The 18,593-nt window shown below is 69.8% G+C and carries 15 protein-coding genes; 8 read left to right on the top strand and 7 right to left on the bottom strand.

Annotation, left to right across the window (positions count from 1 at the left end; translation table 11 throughout):
• Window positions 1-253 precede the first annotated feature (253 nt).
• The 3 genes from ACH4F6_RS10075 to ACH4F6_RS10065 form a co-directional block, all read right to left on the bottom strand.
• Window positions 254-1,531: an ATP-binding protein gene (locus ACH4F6_RS10075; RefSeq protein ID WP_397959451.1), complete on the bottom strand. Its 1,278-nt coding sequence runs from the start codon at window positions 1,529-1,531 to the stop codon at window positions 254-256.
• A complete protein-coding gene (locus ACH4F6_RS10070) occupies window positions 1,528-2,379 on the bottom strand; it encodes a hypothetical protein (RefSeq protein ID WP_397959450.1) in 852 nt (283 codons plus the stop codon). The genes ACH4F6_RS10075 and ACH4F6_RS10070 overlap by 4 nt, the downstream gene beginning before the upstream one ends.
• Before the next feature lie 62 nt (window positions 2,380-2,441).
• Window positions 2,442-2,948, bottom strand: a complete 507-nt coding sequence (locus tag ACH4F6_RS10065; protein WP_397959449.1) for a dual specificity protein phosphatase family protein — start codon at window positions 2,946-2,948, stop codon at window positions 2,442-2,444.
• A 113-nt stretch (window positions 2,949-3,061) separates the two neighbouring features.
• On the opposite strand from ACH4F6_RS10065, the gene ACH4F6_RS10060 reads away from it, so the two are divergent.
• The gene (locus ACH4F6_RS10060; RefSeq protein ID WP_397959448.1) at window positions 3,062-3,868 is read left to right on the top strand and encodes a nuclease-related domain-containing protein; all 807 of its coding nucleotides are present in this window, start codon (window positions 3,062-3,064) and stop codon (window positions 3,866-3,868) included.
• Window positions 3,869-4,201: 333 nt separating this feature from the next.
• On the opposite strand, the gene ACH4F6_RS10055 is transcribed toward ACH4F6_RS10060, so the two are convergent.
• From ACH4F6_RS10055 to helR, 3 genes are all read right to left on the bottom strand, one after another.
• Complete coding sequence (locus ACH4F6_RS10055) at window positions 4,202-5,524, bottom strand: acyltransferase (RefSeq protein ID WP_397959447.1); 1,323 nt, start codon at window positions 5,522-5,524, stop codon at window positions 4,202-4,204.
• A 296-nt stretch (window positions 5,525-5,820) separates the two neighbouring features.
• Window positions 5,821-7,446, bottom strand: coding sequence for a multicopper oxidase family protein (locus tag ACH4F6_RS10050; RefSeq protein WP_397959834.1), 1,626 nt, complete (start codon window positions 7,444-7,446; stop codon window positions 5,821-5,823).
• Window positions 7,447-7,731: 285 nt separating this feature from the next.
• Window positions 7,732-9,903, bottom strand: coding sequence for an RNA polymerase recycling motor ATPase HelR (gene helR, locus ACH4F6_RS10045; protein ID WP_397959445.1), 2,172 nt, complete (start codon window positions 9,901-9,903; stop codon window positions 7,732-7,734).
• A 668-nt stretch (window positions 9,904-10,571) separates the two neighbouring features.
• On the opposite strand from helR, the gene ACH4F6_RS10040 reads away from it, so the two are divergent.
• The 4 genes from ACH4F6_RS10040 to ACH4F6_RS10025 all read left to right on the top strand — a co-directional run bounded on the left by ACH4F6_RS10040 (window position 10,572) and on the right by ACH4F6_RS10025 (window position 12,777).
• Window positions 10,572-10,817 carry a hypothetical protein gene (locus ACH4F6_RS10040; RefSeq protein WP_397959444.1) on the top strand — a complete coding sequence of 82 codons (246 nt, stop codon included), beginning with the start codon at window positions 10,572-10,574 and terminating at the stop codon, window positions 10,815-10,817.
• Window positions 10,814-11,389: an RNA polymerase sigma factor gene (locus ACH4F6_RS10035; protein ID WP_397959443.1), complete on the top strand. Its 576-nt coding sequence runs from the start codon at window positions 10,814-10,816 to the stop codon at window positions 11,387-11,389. The genes ACH4F6_RS10040 and ACH4F6_RS10035 overlap by 4 nt, the downstream gene beginning before the upstream one ends.
• Window positions 11,382-12,086 carry a DUF6099 family protein gene (locus ACH4F6_RS10030; RefSeq protein ID WP_397959442.1) on the top strand — a complete coding sequence of 235 codons (705 nt, stop codon included), beginning with the start codon at window positions 11,382-11,384 and terminating at the stop codon, window positions 12,084-12,086. Before ACH4F6_RS10035 ends, ACH4F6_RS10030 begins: the two co-directional genes overlap by 8 nt.
• A 409-nt stretch (window positions 12,087-12,495) precedes the next feature.
• Window positions 12,496-12,777: a hypothetical protein gene (locus ACH4F6_RS10025; protein ID WP_397959441.1), complete on the top strand. Its 282-nt coding sequence runs from the start codon at window positions 12,496-12,498 to the stop codon at window positions 12,775-12,777.
• 357 nt (window positions 12,778-13,134) lie between these two features.
• Here ACH4F6_RS10025 and ACH4F6_RS10020 read toward each other — a convergent pair whose 3' ends face one another.
• Complete coding sequence (locus tag ACH4F6_RS10020; RefSeq protein ID WP_397959440.1) at window positions 13,135-13,749, bottom strand: NYN domain-containing protein; 615 nt, start codon at window positions 13,747-13,749, stop codon at window positions 13,135-13,137.
• A 759-nt stretch (window positions 13,750-14,508) separates the two neighbouring features.
• Between ACH4F6_RS10020 and ACH4F6_RS10015 the strand changes: the two genes are divergently transcribed.
• The 3 genes from ACH4F6_RS10015 to ACH4F6_RS10005 all read left to right on the top strand — a co-directional run bounded on the left by ACH4F6_RS10015 (window position 14,509) and on the right by ACH4F6_RS10005 (window position 18,539).
• Entirely contained in the window at window positions 14,509-15,840 is a 1,332-nt protein-coding gene (locus tag ACH4F6_RS10015) for a DNA-methyltransferase (protein ID WP_397959439.1), read from the top strand.
• A 66-nt stretch (window positions 15,841-15,906) separates the two neighbouring features.
• Window positions 15,907-16,446 (top strand): hypothetical protein, encoded by a 540-nt coding sequence (locus ACH4F6_RS10010; protein ID WP_397959438.1) that lies wholly within the window; start codon window positions 15,907-15,909, stop codon window positions 16,444-16,446.
• Window positions 16,443-18,539, top strand: coding sequence for a DEAD/DEAH box helicase family protein (locus ACH4F6_RS10005; RefSeq protein ID WP_397959437.1), 2,097 nt, complete (start codon window positions 16,443-16,445; stop codon window positions 18,537-18,539). Before ACH4F6_RS10010 ends, ACH4F6_RS10005 begins: the two co-directional genes overlap by 4 nt.
• The last annotated feature ends 54 nt before the right edge of the window (window positions 18,540-18,593 follow it).

Below are 18,593 nucleotides of genomic sequence, written 5' to 3'. Positions count from 1 at the left end.
CTGACTGTTCGCCACATTAGGAGCGGTCCGGACGGACCGCCCGTCACGCTGGGCCATCGGGGAGGCCGCCCCGGTGGGAAGGGTTCGGGGCGGCGTCAGCGCGGGCCGTCGGGGAGAGCGTCCCCGGCGGGAGGGGTCCGGGCGGCGCCGGGTAGGGCCGTCGGGGAGGCTGTCCCCGGTGGGGGTGTCCGGACCGCCCGTCACGCTGGGCCGTCGGGGAGGCCGCCCCCGGTGGGAAGGGTTCGGGGCGGCGTCAGCGCGGGCCGTCGGGGAGAGCGTCCCCGGCGGGAGGGGTCCGGGGCAGCGTCAGCGTGGCCACCGCCCCGCCGTCCGGCGCGTTGGCGAAGACCAGCCGGGCCCCCAGCACCTCCGCCTGGCCGACCGCGATCGTCAGCCCCAGCCCGTGCCCCTTTGCGCCGCCCTCCGTGCGGAACCGCTGCGGCCCGTGCGCCACCAGGTACTCCGGATAGCCGTCCCCGTGGTCCCGTACGGTCACCACCGGCCCGTCCACCGTCAGCACCACCGGCGCCCGCCCGTGCCGGTGCGCGTTGGAGACGAGGTTGCCCAGCACCCGCTCCAGCCGCCGCCGGTCCGTCTCCACCCGCGTGTCCCGCACCACCCGGATCGCCGTCCGCGTCCCGGACGCCCGCACCACCCGCCCGGCCAGCGCGCCCAGCTCCTCGGCGTCCAGCTCCAGCCGCTCCCGCCCGGTGTCCAGGCGCGAGATCTCCAGCAGGTCCTCGGTGAGCGTGCGCAGCGCCGCCACCCGGTCGCGCACCAGCTCCGTCGGCCGGCCCGGCGGCAGCAGCTCGGCCGCCGCGTGCAGCCCGGTCAGCGGGGTGCGCAACTCGTGCGCCACGTCGGCGGTGAAACGCTGCTCGCTCAGCAGCTTGCCCTGCAGGGTGGCCGCCATGGTGTCGAGCGCGGCGGCCACGGCGGCCACCTCGTCCTGCGGCCGGCCCGGCTCCTCGGTACGGGGGTCGTCCACCCGCGCGTCCAGGTCGCCGGCGCTGATCCGCCGGGCCACCCGCGCGGTGGTGTGCAGCCGCCGGGTCACCCGGGTCACCGCGAAGGCGCCGACCATGAGCGTCGCCCCGATCGCCAGGGCCGACGACCACAGGATCGAGCTGTCCAGCGCCTCGATGGTCCGGGCGCTCTGCGAGTAGTCGATCTCGACGGCGAGGGCCCGGTCCCCGTCGACGGGACCGGCCGCCCACATCGTCGGGCGCCCTCGGTGCTCGGCGACCACCGTGCCGCGCTCCCCGGCCACCGCCAGCGCCCGCAGCGACCCGGGCAGCCCGGGCGGGTCGACGCTCGCCCCCCATCCGAGCGTCTCGCCGGCCTCGAACGCGGTCGTCGCGTCCTCCAGCCGGGACAGCGCGAGGTCGCGGGCCTGTCCGACGGTCCGGTTCGTCACCGACACGTGCACGAGGACGCCGAGCAGCGCGGCGAGCGCGCAGCACATCACGGTGATGAAGACGGCGGCCTTCACGGCGAGCGTGCCGGCCCACCGGGGGAGCGCGAGCCTCACGGGCCGCTCGCGGAGACGGAGACGGAGACGGACGGGGACGGGGGCTCGGCGGTGGGGACCGACGGGGACGAGGACGGGGAGGCGGAGGGCGCGGGGGAGGCGGGCGGGCGGGGCGACTGCTTCCGGCCGCCGGAGCGCAGCATCTCGTCGTGCGTGAGCAGCATGGCCCGCTGGTCCGGGTCCCAGGTCCACTGCAGGCGGTACTCGTACCCCGCGACCTCGGAGGGCGAGCGGATGATCACCGACCGGGCGGCCAGCTCGACGCCGCTCACGGCGTCCTCCCAGCCCATGACCTGCACGAGCCGGTGCCGGTCGACGGTGTAGACGCGCACCGCGGTCAGGTCGCCGGGCAGCTGCCGGAACCCCAGCGTCAGCTCGTCCCGTCCGTCGCCGGTCAGGTCCCGGTAGTACGGCCTCAGCACGGGGCACCGGCCGCGTTCCCCGGCGCCCGTGGCGCAGTCCGCCATCCGGCGGGAGGTCTCGGCGTACGTCCCGGCGCCGCCGTACTCGTCCGGACTAGCGGCGATCTCGGTGCGGACGACGGCCACCGGGTCCACCCGGCGGACGTCGTCACCGGGGACGGCGACGCCCTTCACGACCTTGGTGTTCACCTCGCCGATGTCGAACGCCGGACTCGACGCCGGCGGCAGGTCCGGCCACAGCTTCTCCGGGCCGACGGCGGTCGGCGTCGGCCCCGCGCCCTGCAACCCGCCGGCGTCGCCGCAGCCCGTGGCCACCGACGCCGGCAGGGCGACGCAGGCCGCGGCGAGGGCGGCGCGGACGGCGCGGGCGGGACGGCGGTGCGGCACGGGACTCCTGTGATCGTGCGGGCGTTCGGCCCCGTACATTATTCGTACGGACGTCCTTTTTGTGTACCGCGAGGGGGTGGGGGCGAGTGCTGGAGAAACGATTACTCGGCCAGTTCCTCCAGCAGCCGGGCCGTCGGCAGGCCCGTTCGGAGGTACTCCACGAACAGCTCGTTGTGCAGGGCCCAGGGCGAGCGCCGAGACCGTATCAGCCGGATCGCCTCGTCCGCCGAGTGACCCCGGCGCACCAGCGCGTGGGCGACGACCAGCCCCGAACGGTTGTAGCCGTGCCAGCAGCGGACCAGCACCGTGCGGCCCTCGTCCAGCGCCTCGCACGCCGCCTGCGCCAGCCGCATCACCCCCGCGAGCTGGGTGCCGTCCAGCGGTCCGTCGGGGATCGGCCAGACATGGTGCCGCACGCCCCGGTCGGGGCCGTGCCCGGGCCGCCGCAGCAGCGTCTGCACGAGGTCGAACTCGCCCCGCACCACCGCGGTCTCCGGCCGCCCGGCGCGTCCGCGGAACTCGTGCCCGCCCATCCACAGGCCCGGCACGATCTCGTCCCACGGGGCGTCCGGGACCGGTACGTCGGCTTGCCCATCACGGGTCCGCAACGGCGCCTCCCCGGTCGCGCTCACCCTTGGCCTGCCCAGCTCCTCCCTTGGGTAACCGCCTTCTTGCCCCTGGAGCACCCCACCTGTTCCCATGGTCAGTGGGGTGATGCGGCATGAGCGGACTGCGCGTCGTACCGACCTGGAGCCACGGCCAGGAGCGTCTCCACGTCTGCCTGACGGACGGCAGGAGCATCGCCTGGTACGACCGTGAGGCCGGCCGGGTCAACGTCCTCGCGGACGACCGCGCGGAGGACGTCCTGGAGGCGCTCGGCCCCTTCCTGACCGGCTCCGTCACGGTCGGGCCGCCCCCGGTCCCCACCCCCGCCGAACTGGCCCGCCTCGCCCTCCACCCGGACGACGACCTGGCGCCCAACCGCCCCGGCGAGGCCCTGCTGATCGCCCTCGACCGCGACCCCGCCCCCGTCCACCGGCTGCGTCCCGACCCGCGCCGCCGGGCGCTCGCGGCCGAGCAGACGGTCGGCGAGGCCCTGGACCGCCTCGACGGCGCCGGCTGGCACACCCTGCACTCCGTCCCGCTGCCCGGCGGCGACCGCATCCACCACCTGGCCATCGGCCCCGGCGGCCTCTACGCCGTCCACGCGCTCCACGCCCGCAAGCAGCGGGTCCTCGTCGCCGACCCGATGGTCGCCCTGGGCCGCCACGACCCCTCCCCCCTGCTGCGCCGCCTCCGCGCCGACGCCGACCGCGCCTCCCACGCGCTGACCGCCGAGGTCCGCCCGGTGCTCGCCCTGGTGGGCCCGGCGGACGTGCGGATCACCGCACCCCCGCGCGAGGTCCGCGTGCTGCGGGACACGGAGCTGGGCGGGCTGGGCAGGACGGGCGGGGTGCTGAAACCGGCGGACGTGGAGGGCCTGCACGCGATGGCCCGCGACCGCGGGACGTGGGCCTCCGGCGGCTGAGGGGGGCCTCCGGCGGCGGGGCGGGGGCTTCCGGCGGCGAGGCCGGGGGTGGGTCGGCTTCTGCGGCCGTCGCCGGGACCGTCGCCGGTGGCTGCCGTACCCGGACGCCCGGCCCCCGGACGTCCAGGCCGGCCCGCCTCCAGCCCCCCCCCCGGAGGCCTCGGCCGCCCGGCATCCAGCCCTTCCCAAGGTCTCAGGCCGGCCCGCCTCCAGCCCTCCCCGAAGGCCTCAGGCCGCCCCGCTTCCGGCCTTCCCCGGATGCCTCGGCCGCTCCCGCCTCCAGCCCTCCTCAAAGGCCTCAGGCCACCCCGCTTCCGGCCTTCCCCGGAAGCCTCAGGCCGCCCCCTCCAGCACCCCCTCGGCCTCCGCCCCCCGCGCGGCCCCACCGGGCGTCCGCTGGGGAAGGGCCACCAGAACCGTCCCCACGCCGAGTCCCACCGCGGCCCACACCGGGAACCGGCCCCCGTGGGCGAACCCGTGCCCGGCGAAGTACGCCAGCGCCCAGACGCTCAGACCGAGGCCGGCCCCCACCCGCCAGGCCTGCCGCGGCCCGGCGTCCGGACGGACCCCCACCGCGGCCGACGCCAGCCGGCGTTCGAGCGGCCACAGCACCCGCGCCGCCCCGGCCAGGACGACCCCCAGCACCAGCAGCCAGGGCGCCCGCCACGCCCACCACACCGCCGAGCCGAACGCCGGCTGCGGAGCGAGGCCGGTCAGGTAGAAGGCGGCGGCGACGATCAGCACCGGCAGCATGTGCCACAGGTACAGGGTCATGCTGACGGCCCCGGTCACCCGGACGGCCCGCCACACCCGCTCCCGCTCCAGCAGCCGCCGCACCGCGGGGGCCGCGAGCAGACACAGCCCCGCCTGGGCCACCGCCCACGCCAGCATGGCCACCGAGGGAGGGTTCGTGTTGCTGGGATCCTGCCCCGTCACCAGGATCAGACTGACGGGATAGGGCCCGAACCCGACGAGCGAGGCGAACGCGATCGCGCCCCCGGCCGCCATCACCGCCGGCCACACCCGGCTCCCGCCGGCCAGGCCGTCCCGCCAGCAGAACCCGAGCTGGTAGACCACGCCCCAGACGAGCACGTAGTCGAGCGTCCCGACGTACGGCAGGTCCGCCGCCACGTCCAGGACGCCGACGAGGAGGGCGACCCCGCCCATCGCCGCCGGGACGAGCGGCCCGCGGCGCCGGTGCAGGGCGTGCAGTGCCGGAGTCAGGGCGCTGAGCAGCAGATACACCGGCAGGAACCAGAACTGCATCGCCATCGCCCACCCGACGAGCGCCAGCGTGAACGGGTCCACGCCGAGCGCCGCGGCCACCCCGACGCCCGTGAGCACGAGCCCGCTGTACACACCGGCCGGCAGCAGCAGCCGCACCGCCCGCCGCCCCACCCACCCGGCGACCGTCCCGCCCCGCTCCCGCGCCCGGACCCAGGAACCACCGGCCGCGTACCCGCCGGCGAGGAAGAACAGCGGCATGATCTGGAACCCCAGCGTCAGCCACTGCGTCCAGGGCACCTCCGCCAGCAGCTCCGGCGCACCGATCGCCCCGTCCGGCTGCCGCACCAGACCGGTGATCAGCCAGTGCCCCAGCACGACGAGCACGATCGCCCACGCCCGCAGAAAATCGACAAACCGCTCCCGCCCCATACCCGGCATGTTCCCCCACCCCCCACCCCCGCACGGGAAAACCCCCTTCCCGCAACCGAGCCGTGCCCGGGCCGACACCCTCCGCCGGAGGCCGGAGGAACAGGACGGCGTTCGGAGGAGCCGTGCGCTCACTCCGTTCCGCCCCCCTTCCCGGCGCTCCTCACCATCCACACCTGACAACCCCACCGAGCGAGCACCCCGTCCACGCACCGCTCACGGCGACCGAAGCCCCGGACGGTCCCGGGGCTTCGGTCGTCGACGGAGTCGAAGGACGGGGGAGAGGCGGCGCGCCGTGGTCACTTCCGGTAGCCGAGGATGGTCATCATGCCGGACTCGGAGTGGTACTGGTTGTGGCAGTGCACCATCCACAGCCCCGGGTTGTCGGCGTTGAAGTCGACGACCAGCTTGCGGTGCGGCAGCACCAGCGCGGTGTCCTTGCGGGCCCCGGCCGAGTCGATCCCGGCGAGGGCGAAGGTGTGGCCGTGCAGGTGCATGGGGTGCCACATGTCGGTGGCGTTGACGAAGGTGATGCGTACCCGCTCCCCCTCGCTGACGGGGTGGCGCTGTTCGATGGAGTACAGCCGGTGGTCGAAACTCCAGTTCCACTGCCGCATGTTGCCGGTCACCCGGAGGCGCAGCTCGCGGTCCGGCTTGCGCTCGCAGAAGGCGACGGAGTCGTCCGGCACGAGCCGCCTCGCCGGCACGACCCGGCCGTCGAGCTCGTCCGGATGCACCGAGGGCCCGGGAGGCCGTCCGCCGCCCGTGCGCAGCAGCGCCAGGGCGCGGCCCTTCTTGCCCTCGGCGAGCGCGACCAGCGGGAACACCCCGTCCTTGGCGGTGACCAGCACGTCGTAGCGTTCGGCCATGCCCAGCAGCAGCGCGTCCGTCTTCCGGTGCTCGACCGGGTAACCGTCGGTGTGGGTGACCGTCATGGTGTGGCCGCCGAGCGCCACCCGGAAGGCGGTGTCGCCCCCGGCGTTGATGATGCGCAGCCGGATGCGGTCCCCGGGGCGGGCCCGGAAGACCGTGGGGGCCTGCGGCAGCCGCCCGTTCACCAGGTAGTACGGGTAGTCGACGTGCCCGCCCTCGCTGCGCAGCATGCGGCTGCGCGAGCCGTGCAGCACGCGGGACGGACCCTTGCGCCGGCCCGGACCCGAGTGGTGCCCACCGTCGTCGTGCCCACCTCCGTGCTTGTGGTGGTCGCCGCCCTCGCCCATGTCCATCGGCGCCCTGCCGTGGCTCAACTGGGCGAGCACCCCGTCCGGGGTGGAGCCGTCCACGCCGTCCACCCAGTCGTCCAGGACGACGACCCACTCCTTGTCGTAGGACAGGGGCTCCTTCGGGTCCTCGACGATCAGCGGGGCGTACAGGCCGCGGTCGAGCTGCATCCCGGAGTGCGAGTGCAGCCAGTACGTGCCCGGGTGCGCCACGGCGAAGCGGTACGTGAAGTCCGCGCCGGGCCGGATGGAGGGCTGGGTCAGACCCGGCACGCCGTCCATGTCGCAGCGCAGCCGGATCCCGTGCGAGTGCAGCGTCGTCGCCTCCGGCAGGTGGTTGGCGAGCTTGACCACGAGGGTCTCGCCCGACGTGATCCGCACCTCCCTGCCGGGCAGCGAGTCGCCGTACGACCACGTCCTGACGGTCCGTCCGCCGAGGTCGACCGGGGTCTCGGTGGCGGTCATCGCGAACGTCCGTACGCGTCCCGACCCGCGGGCCCGCTCGGCCGCGAGGACCTCGGGATCGGACGGGTTCACGTACCCCTTGGGCCCCTTGGGGACGAAGCCGCCGCCGCCGTGCCCGGGGTCCCGGCCCGCCGCGTGGCGGCCGCCCCCGGACGACAGGCCCGTCGCCGGTCCGGAGCCGGCCCCGGACCGCGTACCGGTCGTCGTGCCAGCCGTCGTGCCGGTCGTGGTGTCGGCCATGGTGCCGGAGCCGGCCCCGGAGAGGGACCCGGACGCCGGGTCGGGACCGGCGCCGGAGCGCGGGCCGGAACCGGAGCAGGAGGCCAGGGCTCCCGAGCCGACGGCCGCGATCGAGGCAGCGAGTACGGTGCGCCGCTTATGTGTGTGCATGTCTAAATAAGACATGTCTTATGGTGGCATTTAGGCGAACCCGGACGGCGCGTCTCACGAATCGCACGCACCGCCCGGCCGGAAGACGGCGCGCGCCGACGTCGGGGACTCACCCGCGCCGGCGCCAGGGACTGGTCAGGAACGGGTGAGGACGACCAGCTGCCGGGTCGCCCGGGTCATCGCGACGTACCGGTCGACCGCTCCCTCGACGCCCGCGCCGAAGTCCTCCGGGTCGACGAGGACGACCAGGTCGAACTCGAGCCCCTTGGACAGCTCCGGGGTCAGCGACCGGACGCGGGACGTCGCCGGCCGGAACGCCGGGGCGCCGATCACGCAGGCGATCCCCTCGTCGTGCGCCGTGAGCCAGCCGTCGAGGACCGCGTCCAGATCCGCCGCGGACCCGTGGACGACGGGCACGCCGGCGCTGCGGATGGAGACCGGCACGTTGGCGTCCGGGAGCACGGCCCGGATGACCGGCTCGGCCTCCGTCATGATCTCCTCCGGCGTCCGGTAGTTGACGCTCAGGGAGGCCAGGTCGATCCGGTCGAACCCGACCCGCTCCAGCCGCTCCGGCCACGACTCCGCGAACCCGTGCCGGGACTGGGCCCGGTCCCCGACGACGGTGAAGCTCCGCGACGGGCACCGCAGCAGCAGCATCTGCCACTCCGCGTCGGTCAGTTCCTGCGCCTCGTCCACGACGACGTGCGCGAACGGACCGGCGAGCCGGTCCCGTTCGACGGTGGGCAGCTCGGACTCGTCGACCAGGTTCCGCCGCAGGTCCGCCCGGCGCAGCTGCGTCACGAGGCCCTCGCCGTCGTCGTCGGCCGCGATCAGGGTGTCGACGACCTGCTCCATGCGCGCGCGTTGGGCGGCGAGGGCGGCCTCCTGCCGCTGCCTGCGCCGCGACGCGCCCGGATCACCGAGCCGCTGCCGCGCCGCGTCCAGGAACGGCAGGTCGGACACCGTCCAGGCCTGGGCGTCCGCACGCTGGAGCCGCTGGACCTCGTCGCGGCCGAGCCACGGAGCGCACATCCGCAGGTACGCGGGCACCGACCACAGGTCCCCGACGAGATCGGTCGCCTCGAGCAGCGGCCACGCCCGGTCGAACGCCGCGAGCAGCTCCCTGTTCCGCCCCAGCGACCGGCGCAGCAGGCCGGCCGGGACCTCGCCGTCGTCCTCCGCGGCGTCGCCCCCGTGCTTGTCCACCAGGATCGTCAGCAGCTCCTCCCACACGTGGTCGCGCGCCTCGTTGTGCGGGGTGCCGGGCTCGGCCGCGTCGAACGCCAGGGCCCAGTCGTCGGCGCCCAGCCAGACGTCGGACCAGGGGGTCGTGACCGTCATCTCCTCCTGGGGCGGCTCCTCGTAGAACCTGACGGCCTTCTCGATCGCCTTCACCAGATCGGCGGACGACTTCAGACGGGCCACCTCCGGATCGGCCTCGACCACCGCCCCGGCCCCCTCCGGGACCAGGTCCCGCAGGATGCAGGTCTGCACCCCCTCCTCGCCGAGGCTCGGCAGGACGTCGGAGACGTAGTCGAGGTACGGCCGGTGCGGACCGACGAACAGCACGCCGCCCCGGCGGTGCCCGAGCCGGGGGTCGGAGTGCAGGAGGTAGGCGGAGCGGTGCAGCGCGACGACGGTCTTGCCCGTGCCCGGACCGCCGTCCACGACGAGAGCGCCACGTGAACCCGCGCGGATGACGGCGTCCTGGTCGGCCTGGATGGTGCCGAGCACGTCCCGCATCCGCGGCGACCGGTCGCTGCCCAGGCTCGCGATGAAGGCGGACTGGTCGTCGAGCGCGGCGTGCCCGGCGAACCCGTCCGGGGCGAACACCTCGTCCCAGTAGTCGCTGATCCTGCCCCGGGTCCAGCGGTACCTGCGACGGCTCACCAGCCCCATCGGATCGCCGTGGGTGGCGCCGAAGAACGGCTCCGCCGCGGGGGAACGCCAGTCGATCAGCAGCCGGCGCCCGGAGCTGTCGGTGAGACCGAGGCGCCCCACGTACACGGGCTCGGCGCCCTCCGCGCCGACCATGCGCCCGAGACACAGGTCCAGGCCAAAGCGGCGCAAGGTGCGCAGACGAGCCGTCAGCCGGTGGATCTCCAGGTCCCGGTCCATCGCCTGCCGGCCCTGGCCGCCGGGAGCCCGGCGCTCGGCGTCGAGCCGGCCGGACACCTCGGCGATCGTCTGCTCGAGGCACTCCGCGACGGCCGCGAAGTGCCGCTCGTCGTCACCGATGAGCGCCGGATCGGCCTTGCGGGACAGACGCTCGGGAAGATCGAACGCGCTGGTGGTCAGGGAATCCACGTCATCAGCTCCATTGTGAGGCCGGCCGCTTGCGGCCATGGCGCGAGGCAAGACATCAGGACCACCGACCTGCGCGGCGGCCCCACTTCTCCGTGTGCGATCTCCCGACCCGTCGGCCCGGCACGACTCAGGCGACCACGTCCGCCCACCCCCGATCCCCGAGGCCACCGACCGACACCGGCCCGGCCCCACCGACAGCCCCGACCGCACCCGACAACCCCCCGAACGCCGCCTTCGGCGAAGCACACCCCCGCACTCGCACCACCGATCCGATGCCGCTACGCACCCCATGAATCCCCGACAGCACACGCATTCCGTGACGCTCATCTCCCGCCGATTCCGGCCCCGTCCTCAGGCCCAGGTCGGCGATTCTGCGGCACGACGGGGCCCTTGCCGCAAGGCCCCCCATGCGCTATATGTTGAACATGGCAAGGAGCGGGCAAAGCCCCCTTGCCTTTTCTCATGCACGGCCTCGTACGTGAACGAGTGCGTGACCTGGCACATCGCATTTCCCGCAGGGAAAACCTCCGAAGAGGGCCGAGGGCCCGGCACCGATTCGCCTTGTGTCTTCCGACGAAATTCGGTGCCGGGATGTAAGGCGGGAGGACCCTTCTGGCTTAAGGGGGCACGCGGCGCTCGGGACACGCCGCCGGAACAGGGGAGGCTCCATGGACCCGGTGACGATCACCGCGGGCATCGGGGCGGCGGCCTCGGCGCTCCGCCTCGGCCACGCCTGGCTGAGTGCGCGGACGCACAGGCGCCGTATCGAACTCGAGACGCGCCGCGAGCAGGAGCAGCGCGCGACATTGAGGGAGACCATCAGCTCACTGCCACCCGGCAGCGAGATCACCGAGCTCCTGCCCGACGGCCGGCGGCTCATCATCAAACTCCCGCCGGACGAGGCGGCCGCATGAGCGAAACCCCGGCACGGACCGGGCGGACGGAGCCCCGCCCGCCCCGACAGGAGGAACTCGACCTGCTGGCGGAGGTGGTGCGACGCGATGATTTCTCCGCCTTCTACTCCGCGGAGAAAGCACACCTCACCGCGTTCCTGATCTTCACCGGGGCAACTGTGTGGGAGGCCGACGACCTGGCGCACGACGCGCTGATCAGGCTGCTGCCCGAACGGTGGATGCTGATGGAGCACCCCCGCGCGTACCTGCGTACGAGCGCCTTCCACGCCTACCTACGACAGGGGGAGCGAACGCGTGAGGTGCCGACGGAGGCATTACCGGAACTCCCCGGCGGTATCGACCCCGTCGTCCAGGTGGAACTGTCCGAGCAGACCTCGGAACTGGTCGAAGCGGTCGGGAAACTCCCGCCCGTCCAGCGCACGGTGATGGCGTTCGTGCTCAGCGACGCCGACTCCGACGAGATCGCCGCGGCGCTCAACATGTCCCTCACCGCCGTCTACACGAACGTCTGCCGCGCACGCGCACGCCTGAAGATCACACTCGGCCTCACGGAAGGAGAGAAGGATGCGTGACTTCACGCTCGACGAGAGCGCCCGGACCGAGGCCGACGACCGCCTGGACCGACTGCTCACCACCGCTCACACCGAACTCGTCGACGCCATCAGGACGAAGCAGCACGCCACCGCCGAGCAGCCCCTCGCCTCCACAGCGATCAGGGCTTCACTCGCGGACATCCGGATGACGGAGCCCCGCTCGTCGACAGCCCACGGAGGACCGGACGAGTTGCTCCAGCCCGCCACCCCCGGCACCTACGCCCCGATCCGCCGGTGCCGGCAGGCACTGAGCATGGCATCGGACACGGGAGAGGTGCTCTGGGCCGTAGCAACGGCTTTCGACCTAGGGGTGGCGATCGGTTCCCGTCTCGCCGTCAGCGGTCCCGTCAAACTCAGCGCAGTGGCACTGAAACTCGCCCACCTCTGCGGACGGGGACAAGAAGTTCTCCCACACGACCGCCGCGCCGACATCCCGGAACTTCACGGCGCCGACCTGACAGACGGAGACGATCTGCCGCAGCTCCTGCGCGACACGGCGAACTTGCTGGGGGAGGCCGCGGTCGCGGTGGTCGGCCTCGCTTGCGCTGTCGATGACGAAGGAACGTACTGGATGATGATGGAGACGATCGACGCCCTGGACGAAGCCACGGACTGCACCCACGAGATGCTCCGCCGCCTCTCAGCACACGATCCGGCCCCGTCGAACTGGGTGTGACCGCGTGTCCCGGGCGACGGCCACCCTGAGAGTCCCGGCCATCAACACACTCCGGCTCACCGGCCGCACCGATATCGCCCCAGGCCTCGACGAAGACGCATTGCTGTGACGAACTTCCCGCGCCCCAAGGCGCTTGGAGGTGATCACGCCCGGGCTCGGCCGGCGCAGCTCTGCCGCAGGAGCATCGTGCGCTGACGCTTCCGCCGGCCGAGGTCGCCTCGCCGCTCACCGCGCGACCGTGCGACCCTCGGTACCCGGTGCTGTCGACCTGGCTCAGCTCCGGGGTGAACGCGACCGAGGTCGCTGAGCGCGCGGGCAACGAGCGGATGGGCTTCCGGTGCCTCGGTCGGGTTGGATTGCTGTGGTCGTCCTCGGGGAAAGGCCGCACCTTGTGATCTTCGGAGATGTCATGAGCCTGCTTGCGGTCCTGGATGAAGCGGTTGCCGCTCTCAAGGCCTCTCTGGACGAGGACGACCGGGCGCAGGGCTGGACCGATGATCTCCGAAGAGAGGTGCAGGAGGAGATCTCGATCAGTCGTTCAGTGCTGCGTCGCCACGGGATGGACATGGTGCGGCACCTGCGTCCTCGCTTCGACGAGTGGATGGAACGCGAGGGTGTGGGGCCCGGACGCCTCCGGGACCTGGTGGGCGACGTGCAGCGGTCGCTCGTGGAGGCGCGGACCACGGCGTGAGAAGCGCTCGCGAACCCGTGCGCTCATCGCCCGCCGCCAGTCCACGAAGAGTCCACAGACCCCGGCATACGCCTGCCCATACGCGAAGACCCCGTCCTCAGCGTCTGCGCTGGTGGCGGGGTCTTTGGGCACCTAATCCAAGGTGCCCCCGGCAGGATTCGAACCTGCGCACACGGCTCCGGAGGCCGCTTCCGGCCTACGAAACATTGCAGGTCAGAGCGGATCTTGCGATTGGCTGATCGGGGCCAGTCCACGGATGGTCCACCACGTCAGCCAGAGTAGTGCTTGCTCTTAAGGACCTGGCCGGACACCGGAGCATAAGAGCGTTGGCGGTATCCGGGAGGGGCCTTCGGTTTCTCAGCTGCTGCGGGTGTAGTCGGTCTTGTCTTGGACCTTCTTGTAGACATCTTCGCCTATCCAGTGGCAGTAGAGGTTTCTGCTGCTGATGGCGAGCCGCCGACAGTGCTGGCCGCTGATGGACCAGGCTGCCACTTCGGCTCGCGGCCTGCCTCGGGAAGCCGTCAGCTCGGCCACATACTCGAGTGCGGGTTTCAGATCGGTGTCGGCCGACACCATGATCCCAACGTCGTATTCGCCGCGGGTGGCCATGACGGCAAAGTCCAGGGTGAGCTGGACGTCGATGCCCTTTTCCTGGGCTCGTTCCCTGGGCCATGCGGATGGGTAGCGCAGGGGCCGGGTGACGAGCTTGACGAGTGGGTCGCTCTCCCACTGGGCGTGCTGCCGCCGCGAGGCCCCGTAGGAGCCGGGCTGCTTGGTCGCGTCGGGTTGGCCGCGATAGATGCGCACCTGATGAAGGTGGCGGTCGTAAGGACTGTCGGCGGCGAGGTGCTGGGCGAGGGCTACGGGATCGAACTGCCCCATGCTCCAGTCTTCCCAGCTCTGGTGGTAGAGCCGGCGGGCCTGCATGTAGGTGTTTTGGTAGTCGTAGAAGACGACGACTCTGTCGCTCAAGGACCCCCCTAGAACGAATAATCCCCGCCAGTGCGGGCTAAGCCCGGACGACGGGGAGGAGTGACTACAACGTAACGCGTTGGGAGGCAGATCGCAATCCGACTGCATGCACTTCCTCGACTACTTTCAGTAGTCATTGCTCGTACAGGCTAGCGCCACCGCCGGTTCACGCAGCCCGCTTCTCCGCGTCTCAGTGCAGTCTGCGTGGCCTGTGGGTAGCGCCGGCCGGAGGGCGCAACTGGCAGGGGACGTGCAGCGCGATCGACAGCGCCAGAGCACACGGCATTTTCCCTGGATCGTACAGCGCAGCCAGTATTGCCCGATCCAGGCCGGTCCATCACGGTCTCGACCAGCAGCACACCGCCGGTCTGCGAGACCACGCCCCCGACCGCCGCGTGCTTCTTGCCTCGCGATGTACGGGTCTCTCGGCAAGCTCCATCGTTGCAGTTCAGGAGTGCTTCTTGCGTTTTTGATCGCCCTCTAACGGTCTACCTCGCGAAAGCGCGAGGCCAGCGGTCAGGGCTGTCGGCCAAGTGTCCGAGCAGCGGGGCGAAGATCATGGGGCAATTAGATGGAAGCCCCGACTCTGCCCACCTGGGCGTTGTGTATTGTCAGCTAGTTGCCGAACGGAACCTCGGCCAGGGTGTAGCCACGGGGGGACAGCTCTCAGGCTGGCTCCACTCGCCTGGGGCCGTCGGAACATGCTATCTCCGCTCGCGGGACGCACGTTGGACAGGTACACCCGAGGCAAGGAACGCGTTGACCAGCTTCACGGATGACCAGAAGGTCTACACGACACCCCACGGTACCCAGCTGCACGGGGACTCCTTGAGGCTGCTCCAGGGCCTCGACGACGAGAGTGTGGACTTGATCGTCACGAGCCCGCCCTTCGCCCTGCAGCGGAAGAAGGCTTACGGCAACGAAGATCAGGAGGCGTATGTCGACTGGCTCGCCCAGTTCGGTGAGGCGGCAAAGCGCGTCCTGAAGCCGACCGGGAGCCTTGTCGTTGACATCGGCAACGCCTACCGCAAGGGGAGTCCGACTCGATCCCTCTACCCTTACCGTGTCCTGCTGAAGTTCGTTGACGAATTGGATTACCACCTCGCGGAGGAGTTTTTCTGGTACAACCCGGCAAAGCTCCCCAGCCCGCTCGAGTGGGTGAATAAGCGTCGGATTCGGGTTAAGGATGCCGTAAACACGGTCTGGTGGTTCTCGAAGACTGAGTGGCCGCAGGCTGATGTCAATCAGGTGCTGCTGCCGTACTCGAAGAACATGGAGCGTCTCCTCAAAGATCCGGAAAAGTACTACAAGGCGACCCTCCGTCCCAGCGAGCACTCAATCTCAAGACACTTCGGCAACGATAATGGTGGTTCCATCCCGCCAAACCTGCTGCAGGTCTCCAACACGGAGTCGAACTCGAACTACCTACGACTGTGCCGCGCGCTTGACATTCAATCGCACCCTGCCCGGTTTCCGAGTGAGCTGCCGCGCTTCTTCATCGAGTTCCTCACCAAGCCCGGTGACGTCGTCGTCGATATTTTCTCGGGCTCGAACACCACGGGGATGGTTGCGGAACAACTTGGCCGTAAGTGGTACTCGTTCGAACTCAGCCGGGATTACGCAGCACTCTCCATCATGCGGTTCCTGCCGGGGATGAACCCTCAGGACGCCCAGGTCCTCTATGAGAAAGCGCGGACAGGGACGGTGTCCTTGCCGGAAGCTGGCCAGCCGCTCGTTACTGCTGCCGCGCAGTCTGCCGTCGCAGAGGCGTCACTTTCCGTAGAGTCTGCGGAAGCGGCTCTGGATGCCACCGAGGCAGAGTTCCTGCGTGCGGGCGAGAACCTAGCGAAAGCCAAGTTTGCCGCTGAGTGGAATCCTGATGCAACCTTCGATGCGAACGCAGAGAAGGCTGCGACTGCTGCCGTGGAGCGCGCGAAGGCATGGGCTGATGACGCTGCCGCAGCACGCCGCGACGCGAAGCGCCGGCTCAACAAGGCGAGGAAGCTCGCGGATCAAGCACACGCCGCGCTCACAGAGTTCGATGCGTTCTACAAGACGAACTTCGCGGCAGAAGACACCACGGCGGAGTAGGCCGTGACAACGCACGCTGGGGATGACTTCACCCTGTTTCCCGAGTCGTTGGGCACACTGACACCCATGGTGATGCGGTCCAGAGCTGGCGCGAGCACTCGCCTCGCGAACCGGCTCTTCGCTGCCTCCCTCGCAGACTGCTGCAGCCTTGGCGACGCTCTGGAGCTTGATAAGAGGCCTTTCGACCTGCGTGCAGCAGCTCCTTTACCTCCTCTTATGCGCGTCTACTTGTACACGATGACGACACATCCGTCGGAGCGGCAGCAGGGTGCTTACCGCATTCAGATCATCCTGCCCAGCAAGGGGCGGCACTTTGACACCACCGACGACGCGTACGTCATCCTCGCTGGTTACAACCCGAACTTGGAGGTCTTTGCCCTGTGGGACGCGGACGCCCATGACATTGGGAAGGGTATCCCCCACTCAAAGGGGGTCCAGATCCTGGAGGACACCTTGTTCGAGGCGATGTCTCTCGGAGTGGCCCGACAGACGAGGAAGCTCCGCGGCACTGACGAGTCAGAGACCGTGGTCGCGTCACGTCCGGACACCTTGCTGGAAGCGCTAGAGCTACGTTGGCAACTGTCAATCGAGAGGCTCACCTCGTGAGCGGTGGTGGCTGGGGCAAGTCAGGATGGACTCCCGAACCGGAATATGCGAGCGACAGGGAGGACATCCTCAGCGAGTTTTACCTGCGTGCTCTAAGTGAGGCCGTCGCCTATGACCGGATTACGGGCTTTTTCGCGAGCAGCGCTCTGGCGCTGTACTGGAAAGCGCTGCCTAAGTTCGTGGATCGTGGCGGAAAGATTCGCATTCTCTGCTCGCCCTGGGTCACCGAAAAAGACGCACAGGGCATCGAACGCGGCTATGAGGCGCGCGACGACAACTCTCTTGCTGCCGTACTGCGAGCCGAGTTCGATGCGTTGCGTGCCACCGACCAGCTCCGCAAGCCAGCGCTCGCTCTGGCCGCATTGATCTCAGAGGGATTCACTGATATCCGCCTCGCTCGGGTCGCCAACGCCTCACTCGACGATCGGCGTATGTTTCACGATAAGGTGGGGCTATTTACTGATGCGGATGGGCAGCGCATAGGCTTCCGGGGGTCCTTGAATGAGACCCGCTTCGGTATTTCCGCGGACGGCAATGTCGAGTCGTTCGATGCGTGGACGAGCTGGACGGGCCGCAATGACAGCATCAGGGTCCAACGGTCTACCGAACGTTTCGAGAAGCTTTGGGCCGGCAAGAGCGATGGGGTTGAAGTCCTAGCCCTCCCCGCGCCCTTCCGGCACTGGCTGGAAACCCAGGCAGAAGGCGTTGACTGGCGCGAGCTTGCGGCTGAGATCGCTGTGGGTACGGAGCCGGCCCTCATCGTCCGTGCTGCGCCAGATGGTCGGCCCCTTCGTGAGCAGCAGATCGCAGGACTCAACGAGTGGGAGCGCCGCGGTAGGCGAGGGATCCTTGCCCACGCAACTGGGTCAGGTAAGACGGTCACGGGCATCACCGCGATCGTCGGACACGAAGGGCCCGCTCTCGTGGTTGCCCCCTCGCGATTGGTTGCGCGCCAATGGAAGGAGCAGATCGAGGACACGGGCCGCCGGGTGCATCTGTGCGGCGACGGTGAATCCGCCTGGAAGACGAGGCTTCACAACTGGCTGACACAACCTGCCTCGGAGCGCGTGGTGGTTGCCCTTGCTCCCACGGCAGCACAGAGACCCTTCGTGAATCAGGCTTCGCGAGCGAAGGACCTCCTACTCGTCGGCGACGAAGTTCACCGCTTGGGGGCTGCGTCGTACCAGAACCTCCTGGAGATTGATGCCGCAGCACGCCTAGGTCTATCGGCGACACCAGAACGTGCGGGAGATCCGGAAGGCACCTCGGCGATTCTCGACTACTTCGGTGGGGTCATCCATCGGTACACACTCGGGGATGCCTTGAAGGCCGGCGCTCTCTGCAATTACCTTTACTATCCACAGCTTGTCCGGCTCAGCCCGCAGGAACAGGAACAATGGGACGAATTGAGCAAAAAGATCGGACGGCTCGTCGCGCAGTCCCATAACTCGCCCGGTGGTGCCACCAGTAGTCAGCGGGATCGTATCAGGGCGCTGACGATGCAGCGAGCTCGGATCGCTAAGAAGGCTGTTGGCAAGACGCCCCTGGCTAAGTCGGTGGTCACCAAGAGCTACAAGCCTGGACAGCGTTGGCTCGTCTATTGCGACGATAGGGGCCAGATGCAGGACGTTGCTGACAACCTTCGTGCCGCCGGGATCGACGCGTATGAGTACTATTCGGACATGCCGGGAGACAAGGTTGCAACGCTGCGGCACTTCGATGAGAACGGTGGCGTGATCGTTTCGATCAAGTGCTTGGATGAGGGTGTTGATATCCCTAACGCGGACCATGCTTTGATCCTGGCGTCATCCAGGAATCCTCGAGAGTTCATCCAGCGTCGCGGGCGCGTACTGCGCAAGGTCGAAGGAAAGAGTCTCGCCACCGTCTACGACGCGATCCTGCAGCCCGAGACCCTTGAGGAAGCGTCGGGGATGTCGCTGCTTCAGGGTGAGCTCGCCCGCGCGGGCAATTTTGCCCGAGATGCCCTGAATAGCAATGCTCGTGACCCGCTGGAGCGACTAGTTGTAGAACTTGGCGGCGATCTCGAGGCACTCTACGATTTCCTCGGTTCCGGCGAGGAAGCAGACGATTAACCTGGGGCTTCGCATAGTTCGTGCAGCACTGTGAACGCAAGTATTTTTGTAGGA

It is taken from the genome of Streptomyces sp. NPDC017936, from assembly GCF_044328485.1.
In the GTDB taxonomy this organism is placed as follows: Bacteria; Actinomycetota; Actinomycetes; order Streptomycetales; family Streptomycetaceae; genus Streptomyces.
Note: the sequence above shows the minus strand (reverse complement) of the source record. Positions and strands in the feature narration are given on the sequence as shown.

What these genes read in the sequence shown, in the direction of transcription:
- ACH4F6_RS10070 (WP_397959450.1), bottom strand. Translation starts at nt 2,379, where the DNA reads ATGTACGGGGCCGAACGCCCGCACGATCACAGGAGTCCCGTGCCGCAC.
- ACH4F6_RS10055 (WP_397959447.1), bottom strand. Translation starts at nt 5,524, where the DNA reads ATGGGGCGGGAGCGGTTTGTCGATTTTCTGCGGGCGTGGGCGATCGTG.
- ACH4F6_RS10060 (WP_397959448.1), top strand. Translation starts at nt 3,062, where the DNA reads ATGAGCGGACTGCGCGTCGTACCGACCTGGAGCCACGGCCAGGAGCGT.
- ACH4F6_RS10050 (WP_397959834.1), bottom strand. Translation starts at nt 7,446, where the DNA reads ATGGCCGACACCACGACCGGCACGACGGCTGGCACGACGACCGGTACG.
- ACH4F6_RS10040 (WP_397959444.1), top strand. Translation starts at nt 10,572, where the DNA reads ATGGACCCGGTGACGATCACCGCGGGCATCGGGGCGGCGGCCTCGGCG.
- ACH4F6_RS10035 (WP_397959443.1), top strand. Translation starts at nt 10,814, where the DNA reads ATGAGCGAAACCCCGGCACGGACCGGGCGGACGGAGCCCCGCCCGCCC.
- ACH4F6_RS10010 (WP_397959438.1), top strand. Translation starts at nt 15,907, where the DNA reads ATGGTGATGCGGTCCAGAGCTGGCGCGAGCACTCGCCTCGCGAACCGG.
- ACH4F6_RS10030 (WP_397959442.1), top strand. Translation starts at nt 11,382, where the DNA reads ATGCGTGACTTCACGCTCGACGAGAGCGCCCGGACCGAGGCCGACGAC.
- ACH4F6_RS10025 (WP_397959441.1), top strand. Translation starts at nt 12,496, where the DNA reads ATGAGCCTGCTTGCGGTCCTGGATGAAGCGGTTGCCGCTCTCAAGGCC.